Raw genomic sequence first — 26336 nt, 5'->3', positions numbered from 1 at the left:
TCATTATGAATGGAGGATGACCATGACGAACCAACTTTTGCGTGGCGATTACGATTGTGTAGACGAGGTGGCCTTGCATCGCGTGCGGGGTAATCAACTAGGAATCCTGTTAAGTATAATTGCCAGTGTTCTCAGTCAGCAGCTATGGATTCTAGTCCTTCCTTTGATCATCCAGCTGATTAGTCGTACGTATGGCGTAAAATACAATCTATTTGTCCGGCTGCTCTCTCCACTCTTTCCTGTCAGTACACGAACTGAAAGCCGCGAACTTCTGCGTTTCAACAACTTGTTAGCCATTCTTTTTCTCGTCGTAACCATAGCGGCTTTACTTTTAAATATAACCACACTTGCCTACATCGCACTAAGTATGCTCACAATAGCTGTCGTGCTGGCTTTATGTGGATTTTGTTTTGGATGCTTCATGTATTTTCACTGGAAGCAATATTGGGCGCGAAGAAATGCTTAAGCCCATAAGCTAAACCCCCAACCGTTACGGTTGGGGGTTTTTGGTTTTACACTTACGTTCTCTTTCCAGGAGCCGATATATCTACATACACATAACCCTCAATGATAATTGGTTCATACCTTTCCAACCCCTGCAGCACAATACCGACAGCATTTCCTACAATATCGAATTCAGCTCCATGACAAGGACACCAAAAGAAAAGCTCCTTTTTTCTATTCCGTTGCGCTTCCGTAGCCGGTTCCACCGAACAACCCAGATGTGTGCAGGCTGGTGAAAGAACAACAAGCGCGCCGCTCTCATCTTTCGTCACATATACGAAACCTTGTTTAGGTGTCTTTACCCAGGCATCCTCGATCGTAGCGCTATAGTTAACCTTTTCGTAGCCAGTCATTGCATGTAGCTGCCCCAATTCACCGAGCTTAATGAAACTACTCGGAATTTCCCTAGTGGCGCCATGCCCCTGCTCATCTTGCTTTTTTCCATGGACTGCCCCGTAATAAAACAACGCCGTATCCCCAAGTAATACACCAGATAAACCTAATACCAATTTTCCTGATGAGCTCAGAAAGGATCTTCTTGTGATCTTGCGCGGCAATCGTGCAGTCATATGGGTCAACTCCTTCACACTATGAATAACGTAATATGTTATATCCAGATGCTTTTAGCTGTAGACCGATCCATAAAAATAACGAAGGAACTACAAAAAACCAAAACGTAAACTGTGGTCCTGGATCCATATTAAACGTATCGGTAAATCCAAATATATACAAGTAATATGCTAAAAATATCATCCAATTGAATCCCATCATACTAGGAAATATCCATGCATATAACCCAACTAAGAAACCGACTATGCTAACCAATGAGACAGATAGGAGATTAGTAACAGCCGAATTCATCGGTCTAAGGAAGACATTCCCAAGCGTTATATATCCAATTAGCACTAACAGCAGCACAAAAATAATCAAACCGGGGTGATTCCCCACTGCATATAAAATACCTGTCATTACAAGGATCAGAATGTGAAATACAAATGATAGCAGGATATTACGACTCATTCTTCGTCCCCCTCATAGTCCTCTACCTCAATTCCAGTGTCCATTTATACCAATATAATACAATTCGTCGCATGTTAAATAAATCCTTTTTCTGCCACATTGTGGGTGGTCATCAGCCCCCCTCCTTGTGTATGATGAGACTAAGAATTATAGCGCGATCTAACGAAGCTGGAGGACATACACATGGGTACATTAACGAGACGGAAGGCGATCGTAATTGGGGCGGGAATAGGTGGATTATGCACAGCATTGTCGCTTCAGCTGCAAGGATGGCGAGTATCTGTTTACGACAAGGCAACCTCACTGAGAGAAGCTGGCGCGGGAATCGTGCTAGCAGCCAACGCCATGAAAGCACTTGATCTGCTTGGCCTCGGCGAAACAGTCAGGAACGTGGGGGCACCTGTCGTTCATGCTGACATTCGAACTTGGGATGGCACAATCATTACGAGTCTTCCGGCTGCCAAACAAGCGGCATTATACGGTACGCAAAGCTATGTCATCCATAGGGCTGATCTTCAATCGATTCTAGTGCAAGCAGTAACGGCGACAGGACCTATTCAGACCCATAAACAATGGGTCGATGGGAAACAGAGTGACCAAGGCGTAATCGCTGTTTTCGCAGACGGTTCGCAAGAGGAGGCGGATGTCGTTATCGGTGCGGATGGGATTCACTCTGCCGTACGAGAACGACTATTCGGTCATAGCACGCTCCGGTACTCGGGATATATCGCTTTAAGAGGCGTTTGTTCAATGAAGGAGGCGCACACCGCAAATAATGGCGGGGGCTTCGAGGCGCTGGGACCTGGCAAACGTTTCGGACTCTCGAGCCTCGGCAACGGCCGTGTATTCTGGTTTGCCGCAATTAACGCGCCTCAAGGGAGTATACCGCCGTTAGAGGAGAGAAAATCGGAACTGCTGCGTCACTTTCACGGTTGGTACAGCCCGGTCGTGTCTGCTATTGAAGCAACGGAGGGCTCGACCATTCTGGCCCATAACATCGAAGACCGCCGCCCTTTACCAAAGTGGAGTTCCGGCAGAATGACGCTCCTCGGCGATGCGGCACATCCGATGCTGCCCAATTTGGGACAGGGCGGTGCGCAGGCGATCGAGGATGCCGTCGTCCTGGCAAGGTGCCTGCAAGATCCGGATATTCCGGCTGCACTTTCAGCCTATGAGAAGGAGCGAATGGCTCGGGCATACCGGATCGTGCGGATGTCTCGGTCGATGGGACGAATGGTACAACTGGAGAACCCCCTACTTATCTACGGCCGTAACAAGCTGCTGGCTTCCTTGTCTGATGCCCGATATATAAGCCGTTTTGACCCTATCATTGGCTATGAAGTATAGGCTTTATATGCCTAAACCCCACTTCAACTGATGTCTCGATATAACCAACTATCTGATCGAATGTAAATACATGTAATTGTTCATTCATGACTTCCCTATCATACTCCATATCGCCTAATACATAAGGAATAAAATCTTCGACATCTTTGGACTTAACCTCTTGTAAATCAAAGATTGTTGGCATATAACAAAGCGTTTTTCTCAATTCATTTTTAAAACCATAGTACTTTAATAACTTTCCATTTAGTAATCTGAAATCATTATGATATAAATTCAATACTTCTTTATTAGCTTCCATTCTGTTTCTCAACCAAGGCAAATAAAAACCTTTCAACCAGATATGATCAGCGATTAAATGTGTAAAATACCCCAATATATAATGACTTTCTTTTCTTGAACCCACATCAATCCTCCTCCCGTAATAATGAGCGTCTCTTTATTTGGTTCCTTTTCCTACGCCGTGACGCACAAGCACTTCCTTTACGTCTTCGCTGCCAGACGCTTCGTTTGGTAAGGGAGAGCCGGCATGAATGAGGAGCTCCGTCACCGCTGGATAATCCCCGGCCGAATCTCGATAGTGAACGGATCCCCACATGCAGCTGTCCAATGCATTGCCGCCGTGCCCGTGGGTTAGATGAGCGGATGCGCCGTGCGCTAGCAGTAACTGTACCGCTTCGCCGTTTCCTCGCATTGCCGCGTTATGGAGCGCCGTAAAATCCTTGTAGTCGCGACGGGAATCTACAGGAAAGCCGGCTTCGAGCATCGTACGAACAACTTGAACCTCATTGTCCCATGCGGCATCGGCAATTAAGCTTAGATCCACTAGCGAGAGTGATTGTATCAGGTTCGGATCCTGCTTAAGCAGCGTTTGGACGGCAGCTAGATCGGCCAGCAGGCAGGCAAGCAACAGACGCTGATTTAATGGGCTAATCTTTGCGATCAGATCCACGATCTCGGGATGATTACGGCGCGCTGCCAGAGAGAGCGGTCGCGTATTTGCGCCTATTTTGTACACATAGATGTGTCCACCGTTCGAATCGCCGGAAGTGAAGGTGCCCCGCCCGACTTGAGCTTGAAGGCACTCGGGTGTGGTATTAAGTAGAGAGCTGACCAGCTCCGCATCTCCCATATTGATCGCCATAAAAATATCCGCTGCCGCGCCACGTTCAATAAGAAACCTGCATTTATCCGCATTATCAATCGCCCATTGAGCCGGCGTGCTGCCATGATCGATATCACACATATCGAGATCGGCGCCGTGAGCAAGCAGAAAATCAATGATTTCATGTTCAGTGGCAAAATGAAGCGGAACCTGCCCATCGGGTCCGCGCTGATTGACAGCGTTGGGATTCATCTCGACCATTTCTTTCACAGTATCCAACATTCCCAGCGCAGCGGCTGCATGTATATCGACGGGAGCTCCTCGTTCAATCAAGTATCGGGAAAGCTCATGATGGTCATGATGCAAAACCCCGAATCCTCCGGCCCACCAGCTACTTTTTGCATGCAAATCAGCGCCGTACTCCAGCAACACGTCCACGGTTTCGCGGTTCCCCTTTGCAACTGCGGCGACGATCGCAGGCGTATCGAAGGCAAACCACGGCTCATTAATTTGCTCGGCGAGAAAGGGATGCTCGTTTAGGCATCGGCTCGTCGCGACCGGATCATTGCTCATGACAACCAGTTTGAACTGTTCTATGATCTTTTGCTCGTTCATGTCTGTAGTCTCCATTCAACTATGTATATGCTACTAATTCGAGGAGAATTTCGTGATTCCTGTACAGTTTCTATTGAAGTAATCTACCTTCAACCGAAGCTAAAGAAAGAAGTTAAAAGAACTTGACCCTTTCGTTATGTAACGGTATATATTGAATATATCGATAACAAGCTAGTGTCTGAGAAAGGGGACGCCCGAACAGCGGGAACACGGAACGAAACTATTCTTGGACAAGCTCGGTGACGTTCTGGACGAGTAATGAAAATCGATTTCATTCTGGAGGGATGGACATGGACCAAAACAACACAACAAACAAAATCGCTACGCAAGTAGGTGAAAACCAGATTTTGATCACTCGCTTATTTGGTACGCCACGAGATCTTGTGTTTGAAGCTTGGACGAAAGAGGAACATCTGTCGAAGTGGTGGGGACCTCAAGGTTTTACTAGCACGTTTCAGAAGTTTGATATGAAATCGGGCGGCACATGGCAGTTTATCATGCACGGTCCTGATGGCGTTGATTATCCCAACACCAACATCTTTGTCGAGGTCGTTAAACCCGAGCGAATCGTCATCAAACATGATGTATTTCCTAAATTGAAAGGATTGACGCACGAAATTCTGCCGCGTGGAACTCATGTGTCGAAGTCGATATACCACATCCAACATGTGAACTCGTTTCATTCTCGCTTAAAACAGTGGATGGATCGATTTCAAGGAGTCGCTACCAAATATATCGACAACTATATGTTTTGGTTCCGATTTCTAGAGTTGCATAAGAAACTCGATTTTACTGATAGACAGAAGAAACTCCTGTTGGATACCTGCAAACGAGCGAACTTTACGACCGTAGAAAGGTTGAGAACAGGTGTATAAAAAGGCGATAGTTCCTTAGTAATTGTGAAGTAGTGGTTATTTCTGGTTATTAGGTGAATGGCATGATTTAATCATTGATCTTTATTTTTGCTATTTCTAAACAACCCGATTACTAATCCGACTAAAATTCCGAAAACAATTCCAAGACCTACATTATCAAATGCTGCTCCAAACGCGACACCTAATGCAGTTCCAACGCTTATGAAAACACCGATTCCGACACCTTTCATTTCAATAAATCACTCCATTTCTTTACTTCATTCCAAAAACGTCACTGCTGCTGTGGCAGTTTCGGATAGGTATGTTCTTACAGCCTTCCCTTCATACTGCGCCTTTACAAAAGATACAGAAATGAAACACAATACGTTTCAAATTTCTTGAAGTTTCACCTTGCCAACCTACCAAGACTGTTAAATATGACGGCACAGGCTTCAATCGCAAATCTTATGGCCAATTTGACCTATCTTCACTTTCCTGTGCAGTCACGAACGCAAAGATCCAACTGGTTCCTACTTCAGTCGGAACGACCGGAATCATCAATCACTAAATTACAAAAACAACGAAAAAGAAGCTGGATCATGGATCACAGCTTCTTCATTCTTGCGTCTTATCCGAAAGGAGAAACTAAACATATTGCAGGCGATACTTCATCAATTTTCAATTCCATTATGGATACATTAGTTATTCGAACATTATCCGGTAAACAGGTTTACTTCTAGTTTCAATTTTACGCAATAAATAGTAGTATTGCCCAAGTAAAATCAATATATACACGAACCATGCAAATTATCAATCATCTAATCCTTACCAGGTACAGGTCTCACTACTAGAAAAATAAGAAGAATCATCCCCATATACCCGAAGAGCGGGTACAAATACGTAAGAAGCGATGTAAAACCAACCTGACTGATCAACAAACAGGTGAACAAAATAGCCAGGACTACCCACTTTCGTGGGAGTGGATAGATACGCCCAATATGTCGAGTGATGCCAAACACATTGCCAATGATTGTTGTTAATATTTCTCCGTAGATCACCAGTATGAATAAAACATGGAAGAACCGCCCAAAACCACGTATGATTTCAGCCATCGGAATCTCCACATTCAAAATCTCCGGCATCCGTGAATGTATGGCAAAATGGCTAATCAATAGCATAACGCCTAGCCCTATGCCGCCCCATAATCCGCCCCATTTCAATATGCTCTCATCTTTCACTTCACTGCCTAAAGGCACCAAGACCGCTTGAGCAAAGGCAAAATTTAAGGCGACATAGGTAAAAGGACTGATAATCCATTTTAAATGGTTGGGCGGTTGCTTCGCTTGCCAATTCGTAGCTTCCCCAATACCATCCACACCAACAACACGGATGATCATAAGAATCATAAAAAATAGCATCAAAGGCATTACAAGCGAATTTGCCGCCAAAATGCCGTTCATTTCTTTGCTCATGACCAGGTAGCTCAGTAACATACTAATGATGATGCCAAACTGATACGGTAATCCTAGCTGCTCCTCAAAAATAGATCCTGTACCGGACATCATCACAGCGGTAACGCCAAATAAGATGATAAACGTCAACGTATTAGCGACTTTCCCAAAAAAATCCCCGAACAGATAATGGTTCAATTCCTGATAGGACGACGCCTTAAGTCTATGAGAGAGTATCATCATTTTCGTACCAATCCATATAAAAAAGATCGTTGCAATCAATATGCCAACTCCGCCATATGCACCGTATATCGTGAAAAAGTGCATGATGGACTGTCCTGAGGCAAAGCCCGCACCAACCACAGTTCCCATGTAAGTAGCTGCGATTTGTAAGATCATGAGCGTTTTTCGATTCATAGCTCCCCCATAGTCAAGCAGTATCTTGTACCATCTCATTGTATGTAAGACAGGACAGGATATGCCATTTGATAGGAGTAATCGGATAGATTCTAAGCACAAGACTACTGAATGTGCGAATATAGCGTGTCGGGAATTTGTAAAGTATCTATAATTTTATTTCTATATTGGTAAAATAAGATCAACAGTTGTTCCCGCATCGATCTGACTTTTTATATGGAGAGTCCCGCGATGCGCTTCAATGATTTTATGACATACCATTAATCCTAATCCGGTTCCTTTTTCTTTTGTCGTGTAAAAGGGTTCGCCTAACATCGGCAATCGTTCTTCCGAGATTCCACAGCCTTCGTCAATAAAACGAATAACAATTTTATTGTCGTCTACCTTCATTTGAATAAGGATATCCCCCCCATCTGTCATCGCCTCAATCGCATTTTTAAGAATATTAATGAATACCTGTTTTAATTGATTTTCCTCACAATTGATTAAAGGAATGTCGTCATCAATAATCTCAGTATGAATTTGTACTTTACTAAGAATTGCTTGTGTGTCTAGCAGCGATATCACATCATGAAGAGTTTTTCTAAGATCCTTCATCTCAAAATTCACTACTTGCGGTTTGGCAATAACCATAAACTCGCTCACAATATCATTAATTCGATCCAATTCAGATAACATGATCTGAAAAAATTCTTTATAACCATCAATCCTCGTTTGTAATAATTGAACAAATCCTCTAAGTGAGGTCAACGGATTTCGAATTTCATGAGCAACACCAGCCGCAAGCTGCCCCACTACCGAAAGCTTCTCTGATTTAAGCAATAGTTCTTCTGTTCGCTTACGTTCTGTGATATCTTTTGCAATACCGTAAACACCATCGATTTTATCGTTGACGATAATAGGAACCAGATTCAAGTTTACTTCCACGCTTGTCCCATCTTTATGTGTAATGGCAATTTCGATGTTATTTGATTCACCTTTTACCGCCTTTTCAAACTGAAGCGATGTTTTCTCTTGATCTGGAGCGACAATGAAGTGAAGGAAGAATTGATTATGAAGCTCTTCCTTCTGATAGCCCATTATCTTCTCAGTAACAGGATTACTATGAAGCATACACCCGTTTAAATCTAACGAAAAAATGGCATCAGGATTATGATCTACAAGCGATTTATAACTTTGTTCTCTTTCTTCCAGCATACGCTGGGCTTGTTTACGCTCAGATATATCCCTACATAAAAGCTGTACAGCCGGTTTACCAAGGAAGACAATAGGAACTCCTCGAACCTCTACATCAAAAACTTGTCGATCCAAGCGAAAAAATTTCTGATCAATGGGATCCGTTGGTTTCCCTTCCTCTGAGACTTGCCTAATACGTTTCTTCGCAATGTCTATAAAGTCTGGATGAACGAAATTAATGACTGGTTGACCCATAAGTTGATCTGGACTAGTTGCGCCAAATATTTTAATTGCAGCAGGGTTAATAAAGACTATATTTCCTTGACTGTGAACGAGTACCGGTTCAGGCGAATGTTCCACAAGTATTCGATAACGTTCTTCGCTTTCGGTAAGCGCCTTTTTCAAACGTTTGACCCAAAAATAAAGAATCAAGGCCGTACTTAGAACATAAAATAGCCCCTTCGAGGTATGTATAGTAATTGCCGCTGACGTGTTCAGTGTGTCCATTAATCTGTCAGATAGGAGTACCCATAGACAACCGATAAACACATAGACAAAAGTGATTTTAAAAGGAGTATTGAACCTTGCTGCCTTGGATTTATTATACATATGTAACTTCCTTATTTTTTCATTTTTTTATGAACATGCGTGGAAACATAAATGAGTAGCTAGTTGATTATACCAGTTTTTAGCCAAAATACTTATTGGATCTTTCACCCATTTCTTTTAGTTGTTTATAACACACACTTGGACGGACATGGAGGTATTCATTTTGAAGCGATCAGAAGAACTTTTCCCCCTTTAAGACCCTTCTAATAAATCGCAAAAACCCATAAGTGTCTAAAAATGAGGTTTTTAGAGCCTGGCTCATAGAAGTTCCCGGCTGTAATTGGAGATACTTTTCTGGATTGTTGTCCGATATACAGGCAGGAATAGTTTCCAGTAAGAAATTACTGTAAGGATGCAATCACCTGCATTTTAATTTCCACAAGGTAGTTCTAGTTACCAATGCTTGAAAGGTGTGTCTCACGTTATGGGGTCAGTCCCGAAAAATGGCTCACAGGGTTTTTCTCCAGCTTGGCAATTATGGTCTAGTCAGGGTATAAACGAGATCATTCGTGCCGATTAAGTTGTAAGCTTTGATCGTAAATCCGGCTGATGTTAAACAATCCCGTTACTTTCTTCCGTTTTAGCGGTTATATAGCGCATGATTAAACACAAAAATGCCCCTCATCTTATTGTGACGAGGGGCTTTTGCACGCGGTCGGGACAGGCTACTACTTATACTTTGTCAATCCATGTTTAGCTAGTTCCCCTAATCAAAAATTAACGGAAATATAAATGCAACGAAAGCTGCCCAAACCCCATAAACCGGCAAATACTTCGTAACCGTATCTTGGACGGCCATCGGACCGGATTTGTTTCGTAGAAACCATAAATAGGAAACCATGATCCAAATGAGATTGGCCCAGATCAGGATGTTTACGCCAAGAACAGCAAGTCTGTTGGGCGTAATCCCATAAGATGAAAGCCTGAACACGATGGCCGATAAAGCCACACTGTCAATGATAAGCGCAAGAACAATGAGGCCAAAATTGATATAATCCGAAATGGTTTTTCTCTCTTCTGTGCCGCTTTCGGTAATGGAGAATATCGTAACGGCCAATACACCAAGGAGTATTCCGTTAAAGGATAGCAGGAAATCGCGGTCCAAGAATGGATTTTTCCCGACCACAATAACCGTTATCAGATAAACCAACAAGGTTGCCAGCACAAGAGGACTAAAAATTTTGGCTATATAGGGAATGATACTTTTCGCAAGTTTAAGGTTCTTAGATACTAGATAGGTAGCCACGATAGAGAGACCGGCAGCACCGAATACAACGACATTTCTAAAATAGAAATCTTCGATATTCATGCCGAGAAATGTAAATAACTGCATCGTGATTCCAAATAGCAGCATTCCGCAAATGGCCATGGGGGCATAAAGTATGCCGAATTCACCGTTGAATTTAAGAAAAGCTAATCTTGTTCTGCCATTGCGATAATCAATTCCTGTAAATGCAAGCCCTACGAGTACCCATAAGAAGATGGGAAGATGTATATAAGCTAGGATCATACTGTCTGTTAGCTCTAGCGGCAGCAGATTCAGAATTAACGCAGAGAGTGCGAATGCCAATGATAGGGTGTACAGAACCTTTTTATTCGGCCTATTCTTGATTACAAAATAGATGGCAATGAAGGGAAGCACACCAAACGCAAGATTAATTGGGGCTATAGCTCCATTTTCGACAAAATGAAATAGGATCCTCGTCATGATCCCGGCCAGAATGGCTAGAATGCCCATCGTAATGAAATCTTTCTGAAATAAGGAAGCTTTGTCGGTATGTACCGTCTCCTTGAAATACAATCTTTCATACCACGCGGCAAGAAGCTGCGATTCAGGGTTTTGTTCCCAGGCGTACGAGAATGACTTCTTGAAAGCTTCGGGTTCTTTACGAAATATTCTCTCCAGCTCATGGGGGTTAGCCATATTCGCAATAATCAAATTGGTATTGTCCATGGGGGTACCTCCTTATTCTTCTGTGTCTTCGTCCATTTTGTATTCTAAAACATCTCCAGGCTGACAGTCCAAAGCCTTACAAATCGCCTCTAACGTAGATACGCGAATCGCTTTTGCTTTTCCATTTTTCAAAATGGAGATATTAGCCATTGTAATTCCGACTCGCTCCGAAAGTTCGGTTACACTCATTTTTCTTTTAGCCAACATCACATCAATATTAATTATAATCGCCATGTTCGTCACCTCAGACCGTCAAGTCATTTTCTGATTTGATATCAATCGCCTCTTTTAAAAGCTTTTGGAGAACAGCAGCAAAAACAGCAATCACCATGGCGGCAAAAATCATGCCCATTGCGATCAAAATGATACCTGGGGCATCGTCTCTCTCCGCAATGAGATAGAAGAGCGGCATCCCTAACACATACAAGACACTGAATGAGATTGCACAGTATTTTATTTTCTTTAAAGCTTCTACAGACAATTCCGAGAACGCTTCATTCTTGTCGATATACCTCAAAAGTTTAAAAGCCAGATACAGAGCAAAGTAAAACGGTATCGCCGTTGCAAACAAATCGATGAGCACGAGATATTTCAAGTACGTATAATCTGGATACAATTCTGCTGCATAATTCGCGATCTCCGGTACCAAGAATATGCACAATGCAAGAACTGGGATGCCAATAAGAATAACAGCCGCCTTTAAAAAGAGTGTTGTTCCTCGTTCCATATAAACTCCCTCACTTATGATTAAATTTAATATGAATTTAACATACGATTTATCGTTTTGCAATAAAAATATACCACAATTAAATATATTATTGTTTTTATATAAAAATACCCACAGCCAGAACACCTTATTTCAAAGTGTCCAGTCTATGGGTACCTAGTTGCCTTCTTGGGGGCCAATCATTTGAACCATCCCTTCTCTTTAAAACGCATAATAGCCTCAATGCGGCTACTGACATTGAGCTTATCGAGGATAACGGAAATGTAGTTACGAACGGTACCTCGTGTTATATACATATGATCAGCGATTTCCTTCGTATTTTTACCGTCGGCGATCAGGTTAAGCACTTCCTTTTCCCTCTCCGTCAAAGGATTTTCTTCATGATATGTCTCATCTACCAGCTCCGAGGCATAGATTCGCCTACCTGCCATCACACTGCGAATCGAAGTAGCCAGTTCCTCGCTTGGGCTATCTTTCAACAAATAACCGTTGGCACCCGCCTTCACAGCCCTTTCAAAATACCCATATCGGGCAAATGTAGTCAAAATGATGACCTTGCAACCCAATCCCTTGAGTTGCTCCGCCGCATCTAAACCGTTCATTACCGGCATCTCGATATCCATGACGCAAATATCTGGCTTGTGCAGTTGAACCAATTTTACAGCATCCTCGCCATTGCTTGCTTTACCAACAACCTGCATATCCTCTTCCAAATCAAGTAAGGAAGCAAGTGCGCCAAGCAGCATCCGTTGGTCCTCGGCAATTACAATTCGAATCATATCCTCACCTCTCTTTCCTCTGGTATGATCGCATTCGGTACTTTTATAACAATCGTCGTTCCCTTGTCTGAGACAATTTCCATACATCCGTTTACAAATTCAAGTCGCTCTTTCATCCCTCGCAACCCATTTCCAAGTAAAACAAGGGACTCTTTCGTCATGCCAATCCCATTGTCCCCCACCTTGATAACGAGATCGCTTTGCGAAGGCTCAATGGAGATCGAACAAGTAGTAGCACTGCTATGTTTGATAATATTCGTAATCGATTCCTTTAAACACATGCTCAACACATTTTCATTTATCAGCGAGGTGTTCGTTAACTTAGGATCCCCCTCCACAATGAGGTCGATCTCTGCAGCCTTCAAAATCTGCTTGATACGAAACATCTCATCCACTAGTCTCGTACCACGCATTTGAGTAACGATCTCTCGGACTTCCTTTAACGCACTTCTAGCTGTCTGACGGACATCATTAATTTCGATTTGTGCTTGGGTCGGATTTTTGATCATTAATTTCCCAGCCAAATCACTTTTCAAACCAATTAATGAGAGCTTCTGACCAAGTGTATCGTGTAAGTCGCGGGCGATTCTTTGACGTTCTTCGAGCTTGACCAGCTCGGAAATCCGCTTATTTGCATCCTCTAGCTGTACCTGGAGTTTTTCACTCCTGTTATGGTTGAACGTGGTGACTGGAAGAAGAATAACGCCAATGACACTGATAATAATAAAAGGAAGTTGCGTAAAAAACACGGGATTCTGGGATACCAATCCATAGTTAATTGTTACAATGGTGGTCACTAAATGTATGCAGTACATCGTGATAAACCCTGCTCGACTTTTCATCGTGCCAATAAAAAATGCTAAAAACAGAGAGAAGTACACATAACTGAATACTAAGGTCATAATAATCGAAATTACAATTTGTACACTAGTCCAAAAATACACGATCCATCCTTTAGAAACGAAGGAAAGCACGTAACAACTAAAGAATCCTATAATCATGATTGTGCCTAGTACAAATTGGTACGTGGCCGAAGAATGAAATATGAAATAAAAAGGGAGGATGTAAAAAACAACCCACACATACGGACTAAGACCGGTGTTTTTGTGAAAAATTTGATACCACTTTTGCATAGTCCGTTTATCCTCTTTTTCTCAATATAGATTTACTTATATTTTAGCATAAACATGTAATGAAGTATTTATTGCCTGTGTTAGCTCGATTTAGCGACTTTTATTTTTAATTTGTTCACCAGCAGATCTTCTTTTTCTTCCTCTAGGTGTACTTGTTTATTATTTTTATAACCGACAAATGTTTTATTACGCTCATCCCAAAGACGGAAATTTAGCGAATTCAGACTGGTGCTGATCGTTATGGTCGTTGCTTTTTGAAGCGGAGGAGTGGCATTATGCGCCTTCTCCAAATTATAATTTGGCACTTTCGGACTCAAATGATGCACATGGTGAAACCCGATATTTCCAGTTATCCATTGCAAAAGCTTAGGCAGCTTATAATAAGAGCTTCCTTCTACCGCGGCTTTCACATAACTCCACTCATCCTCGTTCTCAAAGTAGGAATCTTCAAACTGATGCTGCACATAAAACAACCAGATTCCCATCAGGCCAGCAACGAACATGATTGGAGCTTGGATCAAAACAAACGACTGCCATCCAATAGCCCAGGTCAGTAGTGCATACAAAGTAAGGATGGACACATTCGTCAAGTACGTACTCATTCTTTCCTTGCGTTTGGCACCTTTCGTATTAAAGCGATTCGTAAATAGGAACAATACGATAGGACCAAGCCCGAACATAATAAATGGATTCCGATATAACCGATACGCAATTCGGACCCATATGGAAGATGCCGCATACTCGTCGACAGTAAACACCCACATATCACCTACACCGCGTTTCTCGAGGTTACTGCTCGTTGCATGATGAATAGAATGAGCATTCTTCCATTGTTGATAAGGAAAGAGTGTGAGGATCCCGGTGATCGTACCGATGATTTCGTTCGCTCGGCGACTTTTGAAGAACGATTGATGACAGCAATCATGGAAAATGATAAAAGTCCGTATAACGAAACCGGATGCCATAATCGTAATCGGAATTGTGATCCAATAAGATATAGATAGGCTTAGATAGGCAGCAAACCACAATAGCAATAAAGGTCCTATTGTGTTGATTAGCTGTTTGATACTAGCCCTCGTATTTGATTTTTCATAAGGGGCAACCTGTTTTTTTAAGTTAGTTAGCGTGGATTGTGTCATCGTTTAGTTCCTCCTCGATATAGAACGCAGGTCTTGTTAGCGAATATCTATAGTTGTATCCTATCTTCATTATAAATACTGCTGTCCATTCGTTGCAGTCATAAACATCATATAGAGGGTATGACATTTGTCATGTAGGTTAGGGAGAATGAAACAAATTTGCTTATAACACTTTTGTGTGCTATGATTGTTGAATAAACAGCTTTGACATAAACTCACATATTGAAAAAGTGATCATTTGTGTAATGGTACCTTTTTCAATGTGTGATTTTTTTTGTTTAAAAAAGCATGTTAAATAACAATTTGGAGGTAATTATATTATGGAAACAGGAACAGTGAAATGGTTTAACGCAGAGAAAGGCTTTGGATTTATTGAAATGGAGGGCGGAAATGACGTATTCGTTCATTTCTCCGCGATTCAAGGGGATGGCTTCAAATCATTGGACGAAGGTCAACGCGTTCAATTTAACGTAGCTCAAGGCAACCGCGGTCCTCAAGCTGAAAATGTAGTAAAACTGTAAATCACAGTAAACTGTCCTTAACAAGTGTTAAGGACAGTTTTTTTTATTATAAGGAGGAGAAAAGGATGTACTTTCGAAGAAAATCAGATGAGGATCTCATTCAGGAAAACACGAAAGTCTGGGCATGTAATACCGAAGATTGTAAGGGGTGGATTCGGGACAATTTTTCGTTTGAATACGTCCCAACTTGCCACGTCTGCCATTCTCCCATGATCAGTAGCTTGAAAATGCTCCCTATCATTTCTAACTCCAATATAAATATGAAGGCTCTTCATAAAGGCAGACTGATCTCCTAGGCGGTTTATAGCATGCATAAAAAGAAGCCGCCAATGCGCGGCTTCTTTCTTTAAAGCTCTTATCAGAATCAAACCATAAACCTATACCCCGATCCCCACACCGTTCCTATGTACTGGGGTTTCGATGGGAGTTCCTCGATCTTCTCTCTGATTCTAGCAATATGAACGGTGACCGTAGAAGCGTCGCTCATCGCATCCATTCCCCAGATCCGCTCGAACAACTCTTCCTTCCCAAATACCCGATTAGGAAATTGCGCAAGAAACAGCAGCAGGTCAAATTCCTTCTGGGCCAGAACGACTTCATTTCCGTTCACAAAAACGCGTCTGGCATCCTTTTGAAGCTCAAGGCCCCGGATCTGGAGCGTGCTTCCTTCCGTTCCTTTTCCAAACCGCTCTTTCATCCGCTCGAACTTTTTCAGATGGGCACCAACCCGTGCAACTAGCTCACCCGAGCTGAACGGCTTCGTAATATAATCGTCCGCACCGAGGCCTAAACCGTTAATTTTATAAATTTCCTCTGCCCTCGCCGATACCAATAGCACGGGAATATCATCCTGCTCACGTATGGTTCGCAACACTTCGAAGCCATCCATATCTGGCAGCATGATATCTAAGATAATCAGCTCAAACGTTTCCTCTTTGAGCGCTCTCAAACCAGCTGAGCCGTTGTTCACCATCTTCACGGAATAACCGCTGAGCTCAAGGTAATCCCTTTGCAGATTGGCAATACTTTGGTCATCTTCGACAATCAAAATTCTTTTCATCATAACCTCCAGACCTGTTTAGAACTTTTTCAGAGATATCATGATCCCGGTTCCCTCACCTACCGTGCTTTTAGCCCATATTTTCCCGTCGTGCCCCTCGATGATTTGCTTAGCTATCGCTAGACCTAGTCCACTGCCGCTCTTTCTTGAAGGGTCTACCTGATAAAATCGTTCAAATATGAAGGGAAGCTTGTCCTCGGGTATGCCTTTTCCATTGTCCTTAATTTCAATAATAGCTGACGTTCTAGTTTCCCTGAGTATAATATCAATCTTTCCATTTGCCTTTTCTGCATACGTCATCGCATTATCCAGAATGTTTTGAACAACCCTTTTTAATCGTTCACGATCAATTAATACTTGGACAGGCTCTACTAATTCATTTATTAACGCTAAGGATAAATTAGCCTTTTCACATTCATATTTATGGTCCGCAACGCAATCCTCGAAATAACTCGCCAAATCACTATTTTCAAAATGGTAAGGGAGCTGGTTCAAATCGAGCTTTGAATATAAAAGGAGATCATCGATCATCGCATTGACCAAAATAGCTTTGGACCTTGCGGTTTCCAGATACTCCTCCATTTTCTCAGGCGTGTTGGCTACCCCATCGATAATGCCTTCGATATATCCTTTGATGGAAGTCACTGGCGTCTTTAAGTCATGAGAAATACTTGAAACTAAAAATTTTCGGTTATCATCATATTTTTGCTGTACATAGACAGACTCCTTCAGCTTGATCCGCATTAACTCCAAGGTTCGGCCTAATTCCCGAATTTCACCTTCGCCCTCTTCGGAAATCTCGCCGCTAAGATCGCCTTCCCTGATTTTTATCGCGGCGTCCTTTAATCTAGAAATCGGTAAAATAATACCACTTGAGAACTTATACGAAATCCAAGCATTCATGAGCAAAAAAACAACCGTAAAAAAACTGACCGTAAAGATGCCAATCAGCACATATAAGCTTGTTTTTACCTTGATCGGTGCAAGCAGCAGTAGAATACCCCTATCGCCGGACGGCAGCTTGTAATCCGCTCGGTTAAACATATACGTTCGGCCATCCAGCTCTATCTCATCTCGATTCGACCCGCTGGAAAGCATTAGGCTTTTCTCGATATCGATCTTATTAAAATTGTGAGTAGCGTACAGAACCTCTCTACCCACTAGAATCATTGCACTGGCACCCAAAACGTCCACGCGATATAAGAGCTCTTGTTGATATGTCTTATCCAAGAGTTCTTCGAACCTCAAGGTCTGCGCCTCTCTTCCGATCTCACTCATCGCTGCCTTGACCTCGAACGCTTGTTGAAACGCCTTCATATCGACTTCGCGGCCAAACACTTTCGTATACGCAGCAACAAAAATAATGACGGCCAGGATCGTCAAACCAATGGATAGCAGCACAGCCAGCATGTTCATCGTGAAAAAACGTTTCGTTAAGTGCATGTAGATTCCTTTCTAAATGTCCTTGTTGTCAAACAAGTAATACCCTGTCGTAAATAACATGATACCACAACCGGACATGATTAGAATCTGGCGGAATATTTTAAAGAAATTGATCGATTCAGAGATCCAGAGGGTATACCAGTCGAACATCGACGTGATAAAAAAACTCGAATAAGAGGAGAAAACAATGCCCAGAAAATTAAAGCCAATAAACACAAGAATGGAGAGGAAAAATACGGCTAGTCCGCCCTGAATCATATTGGATAACAGCACGACGATAAGCGCAAACACAAAGATAGGAAAGAAAGTTAAACCATAGGACACAATGACCTTTACAATCCCAAGCAGGCTGGCGGACGAAGGGTTAAATATAAATCCAGCAATAAGTGATAGTACCATAATGAACAGTAGGTTCCCAGCTATAAATAGCGCTAAATTCAAAACTTTTGCACTAAAAACACCGAATCTGGAGACTGGTCTTAGCAGTGTTATTTTCATCGTATTCGATGCGGATTCTCCGTTAAACATATCGATCGCTACAAAAATAGCAAACAGCGGTAAAAGCGTATACGCAATAAACGACAGTACAGCTATGGGAAATTCAACACTGCCCACAACTCGTAATCCAAGTCCATGCTTGATCGTGGTTACTGCAATTTGGCCGATGATGACCGCAAGAATGGACAATATCGCGGCTGCCATGATTTTTTTCTTTTTCAGCAGCTTCACGGCTTCATTCATAAACGCAGCTTTAAACCCTACCATTCCTGTCCACCTCACTAACAAAATAATTCTCAAGCGACGAATAATCAGACAATATATGTTTGGTGTATGCTACGTTGACCAGTTTGCCTCCGTAAATGATTCCGATTCTTGAGCACGTTAATTCCACATCGTGAATCAAGTGGCTGGAAATAAAAAAAGTCGTGCCTTCCTGGGAAAGTTGTTTGATCAACTTCCTCATCTCCAGCATCCCCTCTACATCCAATCCGTTTAAAGGCTCGTCCAAAATTAACAATTTCGGTCTCGATAGAATCGCCGCTGCTATCCCCAGTCTTTGTTTCATCCCGAGGGAAAACTTTTGTGATTTCTCATTTTTATATTTCAGCATCCCCGTGATTTCAAGACATTCATCAATTCTTCGCTGATCAACCTCAGGATAGAACCTCGCAAACACTTTCAGATTGTCATTTGCCGTCAAATAAGGATAAGATTCCGCTGTTTCAATCAGACAGCCAACATGTTTCATCGCATTGACATAGTCTTCTGAGACGCTCGCTCCGAAAATCTTCACATCGCCTCGATCCGGCTTCATAAGTCCTGTGATCATCTTCATGGCTGTGGTCTTTCCTGCACCATTGGGTCCTAGAAAACCGAAGATATCCCCTTGATCTACATCTAAGTTCAACTCACTGATACCCCGGCCATTCTTAAATGACTTCGTTAAACCTTTAATTTCAATCGCCTTGACTGTCAATTCATCATCTCCCTAAAAATGTTCAGGAAGCTGCTATCCGCAGCCTCCTGAGAATCATTTCTATTCAAATACGCGTCTAAATTCGCCATCATAATATGGTTTCGAGCTAGATTTCCACGAGTTTTTATCAATGACTTCTATTTCCATTTCTAAATTCACCTTGCCAGCAGAGTTTGGACGAATCATTCCGTTTTTCTGTTCACCCTTCGCATCTGTGTAAGTAAAAGTTGAAGATGTCGCCGGATTGTATTCAAAGTTAAATGCATCCTTGTTTGGATACTCGCTCTCAAAACTAGGAAAAACGGTTTCTGAATACTTGCCTGTCACTTTATCGCCGTCTACGCTTGTGATTTCAAGCGTTCTCTCGCCAATCTTCACGAACTTACCATCTTTGTCCATAATGATATCATTTGTATAGGTTCCCACATATTTACTGCTGAATCCGTTTGAACGACTGACTTTCTCAACCTTGGCAACTGATAGGTCAGGCATCGTAATCTTCGTAGTGCCAATCTCAGAAAGCTTTACCATGATATTTAGGTTCAAGTCATGCTGAACACCATTTTTATCTTTTCCTGACAGCGTGACATCACCCGTCAGATTTTCCAGATAGCCGGCTTTATTTTCAGTGGCCGTACCTACAACCTTTTTCACAAAAATATCGCTCTCGATGTCCGGTAAATCTCTCTGATCATCCAGCATCTGCTTGATACCAAAGGAGGTGACAGCATTTACGATGGCTGGCACTTGTGCCTCGGACAAACTTCCCGAAAACACTTTGCCGCCATCCGTCCCTTCCTCTACTTGTACATAATCTTTCAAAGAGCCAACCACAGCGTCAACAATCTTCTCTACCTCTGCAGCTCCATTTTCTTTAAAAGGGTTTCTGAATTCATTTGGACCTTTAAGGTCACGGTGCATAGCAGCCGGATTTTCAAATACGTAATATGTATTATCCAATCCGTTTTTATTAATGGATTGCTGCTTGTCGGTATACGAGTAATTGGATGTGGTTTCACCCTTCGCGTTTTTTGTCGTCTCGGTGTTCTCTGACAACTGGTTTACCGTATCCAATTTCGAGAACAAGGAAGATTGAATCAAGGTTTGATCATTATCTTTCAATGTATACAGCGTCTCGACCGTAAAGTTGTTCAGGCCATTTTCCATCAGTGCAGCCGTGTTTTTGGCTGAATCCTTCAACCGGTCATACCCAGATCCAAGCAGCGCATCAGCGAATGCGGTCGATACAAACAGACAGGCTCCAAGCGTAAATGAAAGCACAGTCATTGATTTTTTGCTAAGTTTCATCTCTTTGCTCCTTTTAACACAATTTTCGGGAAACGTTTCCTTACTTTTATTCTAATACAGGCTTATTGAATCCATATGAATGGATTATTAACAAAGTATTAACTCTTTACAGGTTAACCATCGGTTTGTCCCAGGAAATGAAGTAACGGTGAAACACAGTATTGTGATTCCAATATTTCTCCATTGCTATTTCACTCCCCAACACTCCAGCCTCTCCATATAGACACTTTAATTCTAATAAAAGTTCGAAAATGTTAGTTCGATAGTCTTTTGTCCGACACCTCTTTGGTTTGTCTTACATACTTTGTATTATCTTTAAATTCTATAATCTTTCTGGTATTGATGTAAAATACTGTAATTAATCAATTCGAATACGATACAACGTATTTCATTGAACTATAAAAACTAGCTAATTCAACCTTATAAATATTAAAAAAGACCTTCCAGCTGGAAGATCTTTTTGATCACTATATTTCAACCGTATAAGTTAGCTCGTAATCAAAACGCCCTCTACAAAAATTTTCTTGGTGACCCTCACATTTAAATGAAATACTTTGAACGTTATCCACTACATTCACAAGTGAACTACCCCCTGGTATCGAATCTGTATAGGATCCCTTTCCATCCGAATAGGTCACGGTGAAGTACAACGTACAGTCGGGACAATCGTTTGAGATGCTCCACAGTAACGTATTTTTTTTCAACAACGTACCGAAAATGAAATGAGTATTCCCGTCACATTTACTCGAAATCGGAAGGCAATTCGAATGATGTCTAACCAATGGTCCTATTTTACACGGAACATGTGAACATTTGTCATAACAAGAACAAGATTTTGTCATTTTTCATCACCTCTATTTTCCCATCAAGACTCCTTGTCTGATATATAGTACTGACTTTTCCTGCCTTTAGCGCATGTCATATATACTAAGCTATTAGCCTTTTTCTCTCACTGTTATTTAAGGCGATTGACTATATATACAAAAATTGTATCTATGACCTGGTCCAATAAAACCAAGACTACGTACTATATAGAACATGTATCTAATTTGGATTAAAGGAGGGGTTGTTTTGGATGATGAAAAACTGGCAGAAAAAGCGAAGTTGAAAAATAAAACCAATATTCGGATAGATAATAAAATTAACAACCATCAAGTAACAATTATTAAAGAAAAATGCGATGATGGAATGGGAAAAGGGAAAAAATGTCCGGTAGTAAGGAAACCGAAGGGGAAGATCAGAAAACGATTAATTGAGATTCATAGGTGTGTTCCAATTCAACTTAAGTGCGATGGAACTTCGCCTTCGTCGTTTAAACCAGTTTTTGTGTCAGCAACATCAGGTTCCATCATTAAGCATCCGTCTGGAACTCTTACCATTACTAATACTAGTGATGAATGTACAATGGAAGTATCAATAAATAGGATAATTGGTGATCATGGTACGGTACAAGTCGGACCTAGTTCATCGTTTACTGCAACAGTCTCGAATTTAAAAAGCGTAGAAATACTTTGCACAGGCTCATCTAATTCAAAATGTACAGGTGCGATAAATTTAGATTTGTTCTTCATTGTTGAGTTCTAACCTGAAGATGAAGGAAGTGGAATAGCACAGTCTCTAATTTTCCTTGGTGCATACGTGGATATGGTATGTAGTTTTTCTATTTGGAGGGATAATCATGATTATTTAAATTGTAAGGATTATCTCCCCAAGATCACTTGCTGCGAATTAATCAACGAGAAGTGATCACACTTTCATTAACGATAAAGAGAAGCATTTATATTCCCTCGTCGGTCGTAAATCCATTGATCCTGTGTTTCTCATGAAAATAATGTAGAATTTATAAACGGGGCATCCGTATCGCTACGGATCACTGCCTCTTTTCGGTGTTGGAGCTAACAAGTAAGGGATTTTCACAGAACTTCATCCTTAAAATCTCGCCGCCAGTATTCGCATCAATATCGTAATAACTTTTTTCTAAACATTATTATCTAGTAGTGTTTAACACACACTTGTTCTATTGGACGGACATATACTAGATTAATAAAGCTAGAAAGGAGGTATCATTTTGATGCGATCAGATTCCTATTTGATTTGTAAAAAGTACCTCAATCGAGAAGTCATGATACAAACGACACATGGCACTTACAAAGGAACCATTGTGAAAGTGGACGGCAATAAGGTTTATCTCAAACAATCCCGAAATGGAAAGAAAGCGCATATCTCATTCCTGCCTTTCATCCTCCCTTTAGTTCTGTTTGATCTCTTAGCTATCGTTCTCTTGGATTCCAGACAATTCTCTCCTTTCAGATTCTTCTAATAAATCGCAGACTAAAAAAATGACCGCCACATTCCAAGATGTGATGGTCATTTTCGATTCCAGTAGTTACAAGCCTTTAAGCACTTTTTTATCCAATTTCCCTAAAGGTGTATAGGGCAACTGATCAACGAAGCAGACTTCTTTGGGCAGCTGGAATCGTGCTAGTCTGGGGCGCAGCCATTCCAAAAGTTCTTCTTGGGTAGTTTCCGCTTGAGGAAACAAAAGCACAAAAGCTTTCAACCGTTGTCCAAAATGCTCGTCGGAGACCCCGATGACGGCTGCATCCTCTACTAGCGGATGTGTGAACAAGATTTGTTCCACTTCAAAAGGATAGACATTTTCCCCTGCCGAGACAATCATACTGTCCGCTCTCCCGCACAAAAAGTAATACCCCTTCTCATCTCGATAACCCAAATCACTGGTTTCGATCCATGCATGCGTCTTATTTCTCATGGACCATCTGTTTTTCATACACAATTGACCTACGCTACCGATGTCCACTTCTTTCTTCTGATCATCCATGACTCTTAAAATGACACCATCAATCTTTCTACCGATCGTCTGTGCGGAGTAAGTCAGATCCTGCGGATCGGCGATGATATTCAAGCCCGCTTCCGAAGTACCGTACAGATTGTATAACACGTCCCCCAATTGGCTCAAAGTCTCTTTGACCAGCTTGGGATTAAGCTCTGCACCCCCTGAAGCTATACAGGAAAGTGATTTCAAATCGTCTTCCGTATTGGTCTTTAACATTTTATGCAACATTAAGGGGACAACCGTTACGATATCAACCTGATGCTCACGGATTAGTCGGCAGGCTTTCTCTGCATGGAATCCACGATGAATGACTACTTTTTTTCCCAAAGCGCAGAAGAGGAGCAGCACGGCTACGCCATAACCGTGATAAATAGGTGTCGCAATGTAGGCCGTATGCTTATCCAAAATTTTTAATCGCGTAAGGAATGCCGAAAAAGGATCCAAATAATTGAATAGCGAAGGTTTATGCGCCGCTTCTTTAGCTTTTCCTGTGGTTCCACCTGTTAGCAGAACTAGTTTCCCAGAAGAAGCTCGGTATACCTTTTGTTTTTCACACTTGGTTGTAACAGATAAATGATTTATCGCCGCAAATGTATGATGATAGCTCAACAATCTGGCATTCTTGTACGTAGTTTGTTCAAGTACGGAGCTTAGTTCGTCGTCATAGACCAAGAGGTGGAAAGTATGGCTCTCCAGAATGGCATTCAATTGACCCTTGCTCATTTCCGCATTCAATAGATACATATCCGCACCCGTAAATGAAACCGCGAAAATAGCTTTCACTAAAGAAGCATGGTTCTTGCACATGAAGCCCACTTTCTTGCCGCCCGCAAGCTGGTACTTCATCTTCAATATGGCCGCAAGCTCTTCGGATTGGGCAAACAATTGGTTGTAGGTTAGGGTGTCCTGCTCATCTACTAAAGCGATTTTGCCCCCGTAGGTGCGAGCTGCAAACCTCAATAGAGCCAGCAGATTGATGCCAGAGGTATAGATCGCACAAGCTAACCGGAACATCGCTGCCACAGAGAGCAGTCTGATTTTATATAAAACATAGATCAGCTTAAACATCCTCATGGCCGTTACCCTTTTTCCCTAGCATGCTTGGCATAACAACTTCCCAATATCTTCTGAAAATGACGGAAGCCAGCTGTCCGAAGATCAACCACCATGGTCTGAACGTCCTTCTTTGGGTATAGATGGCCTTACCAATCATCTTAGCAACGTGCTGCGGGGACATGGCGGGCAATTCACGATACGCTGCCGTTGGCAGAATCATGGGTGTTCGAACTAGCGGAAGATAGATCGCGGTCGTGGCGATCCCCATCCTGTTCAGCTCGGGAGCGGCAGACCGAAACCAAGTGTCAAACGCAATCTTCGATGCCTGATACGCTGCCCAATGAGGCAAGGGAAGCAACATCGTATTAACGGTAGATACGTTGACGATGTGCCCGCGCTTTTTTTCAAGTAGTGGAAGGGTAGACAAAAGCAGTTGAACGGGGGCGAAATAATTAATCGCCATCGTGCGAGTAAAATCGTGATAGCGGTCCAGCGACTGCCTAATTGAACGCTTGATCGAATGCCCCGCATTGCTGATGACGATATCGAGCCCATCCGGAAGCTGATGGAGAAAGCTCAGCAGTCCTTCCATGTCTTGCGGATCTCGAAGATCCGCGGGGAACACACTTACGCGGGCTACTCTCGTTTCGATGTCACTTTTCATGGAAAATAGCTTTTCCTCTCGTCTAGCCACCAATATCAGATGAACCTTGCTATCAGACAGTAGATAAGCAAGCTGTTCGCCAATGCCAGAACTGGCACCCGTTATAAGAACCGTCTTTCCTGCTAGCTGGTTCTCCAGCTTCAGTCTATTCAAGGACGTCGGCGGAAATAAAAGGAATTCGAGAAGGGTTTTCGTCTGCATGAGGCCTCCTCTTAAACCAATGTCAAAACCGTTACTTCAGGACGACACATAAACCGAATGGGACGTACCGATACACCGATACCTCTATTCGTATAGAGGGTAAGCGACTTATTACGCCCTACATGATATAGTCCAGATGGGTATTTGACCCCATAGGGCACAGAAGCCAGCGGTCCGATAAACGGAAGTCTCACTTGACCCCCGTGGGAATGCCCTGAGAGTTGCAAATGGACGGCTTCTGCGGAAGCAATATCGGCAAAGTCAGGTGCATGGGACAGCAGGAGTACCCACTCTTCTTTTTTCACCGACTGCATAGCAGCTTTAAGATTAGGAACTCCCTCCCACATATCTTCTACACCAGTGATCCATATCGATTGGTTGCTTTTCTGGATCCGCATCCCCTTATTACGCAGGCAGTGAAAGCCACCACCCTCTAAAACATCCGCTACTTCATCCGCATCTGCGTAGTAATCATGATTACCGAGCACCGCATAACAGCCGTATGTCGCTGTGATCGAACGCAGAACATCTCGGATTGCTTGACCAGAGGTACCCATCGCATAATCGACTAGATCGCCTGTAAAGCATACGATATCCGGTTTTTCCGCTTGAATGACCTGAGCTACGTTAGTTAATTGCTCTACATCCAAATGGAAGCCAAAATGCAGATCACTGAATTGCACGATTCGCAGTCCCTTGAATGCCTCCGGCAGTGTAGGAAACGGCAGCGATATACGTTCAACTTGTAACCATCGGGGCTCTAGCCAAGTGGCATAGCCATAACTTAATGGGGGGACTGATAGTAAAGCGCCACCTAACAGAAGGCCCTTTTTCAAAAAGGAACGACGATTCATTTTCTCCATATTTTTCATACAACTATCATATAACAAGACGGGTGCATGTTGCTATTTTCAGCACATGT

Annotated in this window: 27 protein-coding genes and 4 pseudogenes; 8 read left to right on the top strand and 23 right to left on the bottom strand. The window is 42.4% G+C overall.

The genetic code is table 11. The features are described 5' to 3' along the window. The first annotated feature begins 22 nt into the window (after positions 1-22). Positions 23-466, top strand: coding sequence for a DUF4395 domain-containing protein (locus AC58PQ_RS15925; RefSeq protein ID WP_497243085.1), 444 nt, complete (start codon positions 23-25; stop codon positions 464-466). 52 nt (positions 467-518) lie between these two features. Here the strand turns inward: AC58PQ_RS15925 and AC58PQ_RS15920 are convergent, their stop codons facing one another. Further along, positions 519-1073 (bottom strand): QcrA and Rieske domain-containing protein, encoded by a 555-nt coding sequence (locus tag AC58PQ_RS15920; protein WP_497243083.1) that lies wholly within the window; start codon positions 1071-1073, stop codon positions 519-521. A gap of 19 nt (positions 1074-1092) precedes the next feature. Beyond that, a complete protein-coding gene (locus AC58PQ_RS15915; RefSeq protein ID WP_497243081.1) occupies positions 1093-1524 on the bottom strand; it encodes a hypothetical protein in 432 nt (143 codons plus the stop codon). A 183-nt stretch (positions 1525-1707) separates the two neighbouring features. Here AC58PQ_RS15915 and AC58PQ_RS15910 point away from each other — a divergent pair, with 183 nt between their 5' ends. Beyond that, positions 1708-2871 carry an FAD-dependent monooxygenase gene (locus tag AC58PQ_RS15910; RefSeq protein ID WP_497243079.1) on the top strand — a complete coding sequence of 388 codons (1164 nt, stop codon included), beginning with the start codon at positions 1708-1710 and terminating at the stop codon, positions 2869-2871. On the opposite strand, the gene AC58PQ_RS15905 is transcribed toward AC58PQ_RS15910, so the two are convergent. After that, positions 2852-3274 carry a hypothetical protein gene (locus AC58PQ_RS15905; protein ID WP_497243077.1) on the bottom strand — a complete coding sequence of 141 codons (423 nt, stop codon included), beginning with the start codon at positions 3272-3274 and terminating at the stop codon, positions 2852-2854. The genes AC58PQ_RS15910 and AC58PQ_RS15905 overlap by 20 nt on opposite strands. A 33-nt stretch (positions 3275-3307) precedes the next feature. After that, positions 3308-4546, bottom strand: a complete 1239-nt coding sequence (locus tag AC58PQ_RS15900) for an ankyrin repeat domain-containing protein (RefSeq protein WP_497243278.1) — start codon at positions 4544-4546, stop codon at positions 3308-3310. A gap of 332 nt (positions 4547-4878) precedes the next feature. On the opposite strand from AC58PQ_RS15900, the pseudogene AC58PQ_RS15895 reads away from it, so the two are divergent. Both AC58PQ_RS15895 and AC58PQ_RS15890 read left to right on the top strand, forming a co-directional pair. After that, positions 4879-5181, top strand: a pseudogene (locus tag AC58PQ_RS15895) (SRPBCC domain-containing protein); the annotation flags it as partial. Next, a pseudogene (locus AC58PQ_RS15890) lies at positions 5176-5463 on the top strand (IS1595 family transposase); the annotation flags it as partial. The pseudogenes AC58PQ_RS15895 and AC58PQ_RS15890, both read left to right, overlap by 6 nt. 71 nt (positions 5464-5534) lie before the next feature. On the opposite strand, the gene AC58PQ_RS15885 reads toward AC58PQ_RS15890, so the two are convergent. The 10 genes and pseudogenes from AC58PQ_RS15885 to desA form a co-directional block, all read right to left on the bottom strand. Further along, on the bottom strand, positions 5535-5693 hold the full coding sequence (locus AC58PQ_RS15885) for a glycine zipper domain-containing protein (RefSeq protein WP_477589823.1): 159 nt from the start codon (positions 5691-5693) through the stop codon (positions 5535-5537). A gap of 567 nt (positions 5694-6260) precedes the next feature. After that, positions 6261-7310, bottom strand: a complete 1050-nt coding sequence (locus AC58PQ_RS15880; protein ID WP_497243075.1) for a YkvI family membrane protein — start codon at positions 7308-7310, stop codon at positions 6261-6263. A gap of 162 nt (positions 7311-7472) precedes the next feature. Continuing rightward, positions 7473-7817, bottom strand: a pseudogene (locus AC58PQ_RS15875) (ATP-binding protein); the annotation flags it as partial. 123 nt (positions 7818-7940) lie between these two features. Next, a pseudogene (locus AC58PQ_RS15870) lies at positions 7941-8993 on the bottom strand (PAS domain S-box protein); the annotation flags it as partial. 808 nt (positions 8994-9801) lie between these two features. Beyond that, on the bottom strand, positions 9802-11049 hold the full coding sequence (locus tag AC58PQ_RS15865; RefSeq protein ID WP_497243073.1) for a DUF4153 domain-containing protein: 1248 nt from the start codon (positions 11047-11049) through the stop codon (positions 9802-9804). A gap of 12 nt (positions 11050-11061) precedes the next feature. After that, positions 11062-11283 carry a helix-turn-helix domain-containing protein gene (locus tag AC58PQ_RS15860; RefSeq protein WP_477593263.1) on the bottom strand — a complete coding sequence of 74 codons (222 nt, stop codon included), beginning with the start codon at positions 11281-11283 and terminating at the stop codon, positions 11062-11064. A gap of 10 nt (positions 11284-11293) precedes the next feature. Continuing rightward, complete coding sequence (locus AC58PQ_RS15855) at positions 11294-11776, bottom strand: DUF2975 domain-containing protein (protein WP_497243071.1); 483 nt, start codon at positions 11774-11776, stop codon at positions 11294-11296. 179 nt (positions 11777-11955) lie between these two features. Next, positions 11956-12555: a response regulator gene (locus AC58PQ_RS15850; RefSeq protein WP_497243069.1), complete on the bottom strand. Its 600-nt coding sequence runs from the start codon at positions 12553-12555 to the stop codon at positions 11956-11958. Further along, the gene (locus tag AC58PQ_RS15845) at positions 12552-13688 is read right to left on the bottom strand and encodes a sensor histidine kinase (protein WP_497243067.1); all 1137 of its coding nucleotides are present in this window, start codon (positions 13686-13688) and stop codon (positions 12552-12554) included. Before AC58PQ_RS15845 ends, AC58PQ_RS15850 begins: the two co-directional genes overlap by 4 nt. 80 nt (positions 13689-13768) lie before the next feature. Continuing rightward, complete coding sequence (gene desA / locus AC58PQ_RS15840; protein WP_497243065.1) at positions 13769-14827, bottom strand: Delta(5) desaturase DesA; 1059 nt, start codon at positions 14825-14827, stop codon at positions 13769-13771. A gap of 320 nt (positions 14828-15147) precedes the next feature. On the opposite strand from desA, the gene AC58PQ_RS15835 reads away from it, so the two are divergent. After that, positions 15148-15348 carry a cold-shock protein gene (locus AC58PQ_RS15835; RefSeq protein ID WP_029194307.1) on the top strand — a complete coding sequence of 67 codons (201 nt, stop codon included), beginning with the start codon at positions 15148-15150 and terminating at the stop codon, positions 15346-15348. 65 nt (positions 15349-15413) lie between these two features. Further along, positions 15414-15644: a cold-shock protein gene (locus tag AC58PQ_RS15830; RefSeq protein WP_497243063.1), complete on the top strand. Its 231-nt coding sequence runs from the start codon at positions 15414-15416 to the stop codon at positions 15642-15644. A 68-nt stretch (positions 15645-15712) separates the two neighbouring features. Here the strand turns inward: AC58PQ_RS15830 and AC58PQ_RS15825 are convergent, their stop codons facing one another. The 6 genes from AC58PQ_RS15825 to AC58PQ_RS15800 all read right to left on the bottom strand — a co-directional run bounded on the left by AC58PQ_RS15825 (position 15713) and on the right by AC58PQ_RS15800 (position 21478). After that, positions 15713-16408, bottom strand: a complete 696-nt coding sequence (locus AC58PQ_RS15825; RefSeq protein ID WP_497243276.1) for a response regulator transcription factor — start codon at positions 16406-16408, stop codon at positions 15713-15715. Positions 16409-16426: 18 nt separating this feature from the next. After that, positions 16427-17851: a sensor histidine kinase gene (locus AC58PQ_RS15820; RefSeq protein WP_497243061.1), complete on the bottom strand. Its 1425-nt coding sequence runs from the start codon at positions 17849-17851 to the stop codon at positions 16427-16429. 12 nt (positions 17852-17863) lie between these two features. After that, complete coding sequence (locus AC58PQ_RS15815) at positions 17864-18616, bottom strand: ABC transporter permease (RefSeq protein ID WP_497243059.1); 753 nt, start codon at positions 18614-18616, stop codon at positions 17864-17866. Then, positions 18603-19328 (bottom strand): ABC transporter ATP-binding protein, encoded by a 726-nt coding sequence (locus AC58PQ_RS15810; protein ID WP_497243057.1) that lies wholly within the window; start codon positions 19326-19328, stop codon positions 18603-18605. Before AC58PQ_RS15810 ends, AC58PQ_RS15815 begins: the two co-directional genes overlap by 14 nt. A gap of 60 nt (positions 19329-19388) precedes the next feature. Beyond that, on the bottom strand, positions 19389-20636 hold the full coding sequence (locus tag AC58PQ_RS15805) for a hypothetical protein (RefSeq protein WP_497243055.1): 1248 nt from the start codon (positions 20634-20636) through the stop codon (positions 19389-19391). 467 nt (positions 20637-21103) lie between these two features. After that, on the bottom strand, positions 21104-21478 hold the full coding sequence (locus AC58PQ_RS15800; RefSeq protein ID WP_497243053.1) for an S-Ena type endospore appendage: 375 nt from the start codon (positions 21476-21478) through the stop codon (positions 21104-21106). Positions 21479-21707: 229 nt separating this feature from the next. Here AC58PQ_RS15800 and AC58PQ_RS15795 point away from each other — a divergent pair, with 229 nt between their 5' ends. Then, entirely contained in the window at positions 21708-22220 is a 513-nt protein-coding gene (locus AC58PQ_RS15795) for an S-Ena type endospore appendage (protein ID WP_497243051.1), read from the top strand. Positions 22221-22707: 487 nt separating this feature from the next. Continuing rightward, positions 22708-22956 (top strand): hypothetical protein, encoded by a 249-nt coding sequence (locus tag AC58PQ_RS15790; RefSeq protein WP_497243274.1) that lies wholly within the window; start codon positions 22708-22710, stop codon positions 22954-22956. Between the two features lie 66 nt (positions 22957-23022). Here the strand turns inward: AC58PQ_RS15790 and AC58PQ_RS15785 are convergent, their stop codons facing one another. The 3 genes from AC58PQ_RS15785 to AC58PQ_RS15775 are packed head-to-tail and all read right to left on the bottom strand — an operon-like array spanning position 23023 to position 26268. Beyond that, a complete protein-coding gene (locus AC58PQ_RS15785) occupies positions 23023-24567 on the bottom strand; it encodes an AMP-binding protein (RefSeq protein WP_497243049.1) in 1545 nt (514 codons plus the stop codon). Next, positions 24554-25414: an SDR family NAD(P)-dependent oxidoreductase gene (locus AC58PQ_RS15780; protein ID WP_497243047.1), complete on the bottom strand. Its 861-nt coding sequence runs from the start codon at positions 25412-25414 to the stop codon at positions 24554-24556. The genes AC58PQ_RS15785 and AC58PQ_RS15780 overlap by 14 nt, the downstream gene beginning before the upstream one ends. 11 nt (positions 25415-25425) lie before the next feature. After that, on the bottom strand, positions 25426-26268 hold the full coding sequence (locus AC58PQ_RS15775; protein WP_497243045.1) for a metallophosphoesterase: 843 nt from the start codon (positions 26266-26268) through the stop codon (positions 25426-25428). Between the last annotated feature and the right edge of the window lie 68 nt (positions 26269-26336).

The organism is Paenibacillus sp. J22P143 (assembly GCF_059692035.1).
Note: the sequence above shows the minus strand (reverse complement) of the source record. Positions and strands in the feature narration are given on the sequence as shown.

Excerpts from the sequence above, each read along its gene's own strand:
- AC58PQ_RS15845 (WP_497243067.1), bottom strand. The coding sequence starts at position 13,688 with ATGCAAAAGTGGTATCAAATTTTTCACAAAAACACCGGTCTTAGTCCG.
- AC58PQ_RS15790 (WP_497243274.1), top strand. The coding sequence starts at position 22,708 with ATGCGATCAGATTCCTATTTGATTTGTAAAAAGTACCTCAATCGAGAA.
- AC58PQ_RS15780 (WP_497243047.1), bottom strand. The coding sequence starts at position 25,414 with ATGCAGACGAAAACCCTTCTCGAATTCCTTTTATTTCCGCCGACGTCC.
- AC58PQ_RS15830 (WP_497243063.1), top strand. The coding sequence starts at position 15,414 with ATGTACTTTCGAAGAAAATCAGATGAGGATCTCATTCAGGAAAACACG.
- AC58PQ_RS15910 (WP_497243079.1), top strand. The coding sequence starts at position 1,708 with ATGGGTACATTAACGAGACGGAAGGCGATCGTAATTGGGGCGGGAATA.
- AC58PQ_RS15820 (WP_497243061.1), bottom strand. The coding sequence starts at position 17,851 with ATGCACTTAACGAAACGTTTTTTCACGATGAACATGCTGGCTGTGCTG.
- AC58PQ_RS15925 (WP_497243085.1), top strand. The coding sequence starts at position 23 with ATGACGAACCAACTTTTGCGTGGCGATTACGATTGTGTAGACGAGGTG.
- AC58PQ_RS15900 (WP_497243278.1), bottom strand. The coding sequence starts at position 4,546 with ATGAGCAATGATCCGGTCGCGACGAGCCGATGCCTAAACGAGCATCCC.
- desA (WP_497243065.1), bottom strand. The coding sequence starts at position 14,827 with ATGACACAATCCACGCTAACTAACTTAAAAAAACAGGTTGCCCCTTAT.
- AC58PQ_RS15920 (WP_497243083.1), bottom strand. The coding sequence starts at position 1,073 with ATGACTGCACGATTGCCGCGCAAGATCACAAGAAGATCCTTTCTGAGC.
- AC58PQ_RS15825 (WP_497243276.1), bottom strand. The coding sequence starts at position 16,408 with ATGAAAAGAATTTTGATTGTCGAAGATGACCAAAGTATTGCCAATCTG.
- AC58PQ_RS15785 (WP_497243049.1), bottom strand. The coding sequence starts at position 24,567 with ATGAGGATGTTTAAGCTGATCTATGTTTTATATAAAATCAGACTGCTC.
- AC58PQ_RS15805 (WP_497243055.1), bottom strand. The coding sequence starts at position 20,636 with ATGAAACTTAGCAAAAAATCAATGACTGTGCTTTCATTTACGCTTGGA.
- AC58PQ_RS15815 (WP_497243059.1), bottom strand. The coding sequence starts at position 18,616 with ATGGTAGGGTTTAAAGCTGCGTTTATGAATGAAGCCGTGAAGCTGCTG.
- AC58PQ_RS15860 (WP_477593263.1), bottom strand. The coding sequence starts at position 11,283 with ATGGCGATTATAATTAATATTGATGTGATGTTGGCTAAAAGAAAAATG.
- AC58PQ_RS15855 (WP_497243071.1), bottom strand. The coding sequence starts at position 11,776 with ATGGAACGAGGAACAACACTCTTTTTAAAGGCGGCTGTTATTCTTATT.
- AC58PQ_RS15915 (WP_497243081.1), bottom strand. The coding sequence starts at position 1,524 with ATGAGTCGTAATATCCTGCTATCATTTGTATTTCACATTCTGATCCTT.
- AC58PQ_RS15775 (WP_497243045.1), bottom strand. The coding sequence starts at position 26,268 with ATGAATCGTCGTTCCTTTTTGAAAAAGGGCCTTCTGTTAGGTGGCGCT.
- AC58PQ_RS15800 (WP_497243053.1), bottom strand. The coding sequence starts at position 21,478 with ATGACAAAATCTTGTTCTTGTTATGACAAATGTTCACATGTTCCGTGT.
- AC58PQ_RS15865 (WP_497243073.1), bottom strand. The coding sequence starts at position 11,049 with ATGGACAATACCAATTTGATTATTGCGAATATGGCTAACCCCCATGAG.
- AC58PQ_RS15880 (WP_497243075.1), bottom strand. The coding sequence starts at position 7,310 with ATGAATCGAAAAACGCTCATGATCTTACAAATCGCAGCTACTTACATG.
- AC58PQ_RS15850 (WP_497243069.1), bottom strand. The coding sequence starts at position 12,555 with ATGATTCGAATTGTAATTGCCGAGGACCAACGGATGCTGCTTGGCGCA.
- AC58PQ_RS15885 (WP_477589823.1), bottom strand. The coding sequence starts at position 5,693 with ATGAAAGGTGTCGGAATCGGTGTTTTCATAAGCGTTGGAACTGCATTA.
- AC58PQ_RS15835 (WP_029194307.1), top strand. The coding sequence starts at position 15,148 with ATGGAAACAGGAACAGTGAAATGGTTTAACGCAGAGAAAGGCTTTGGA.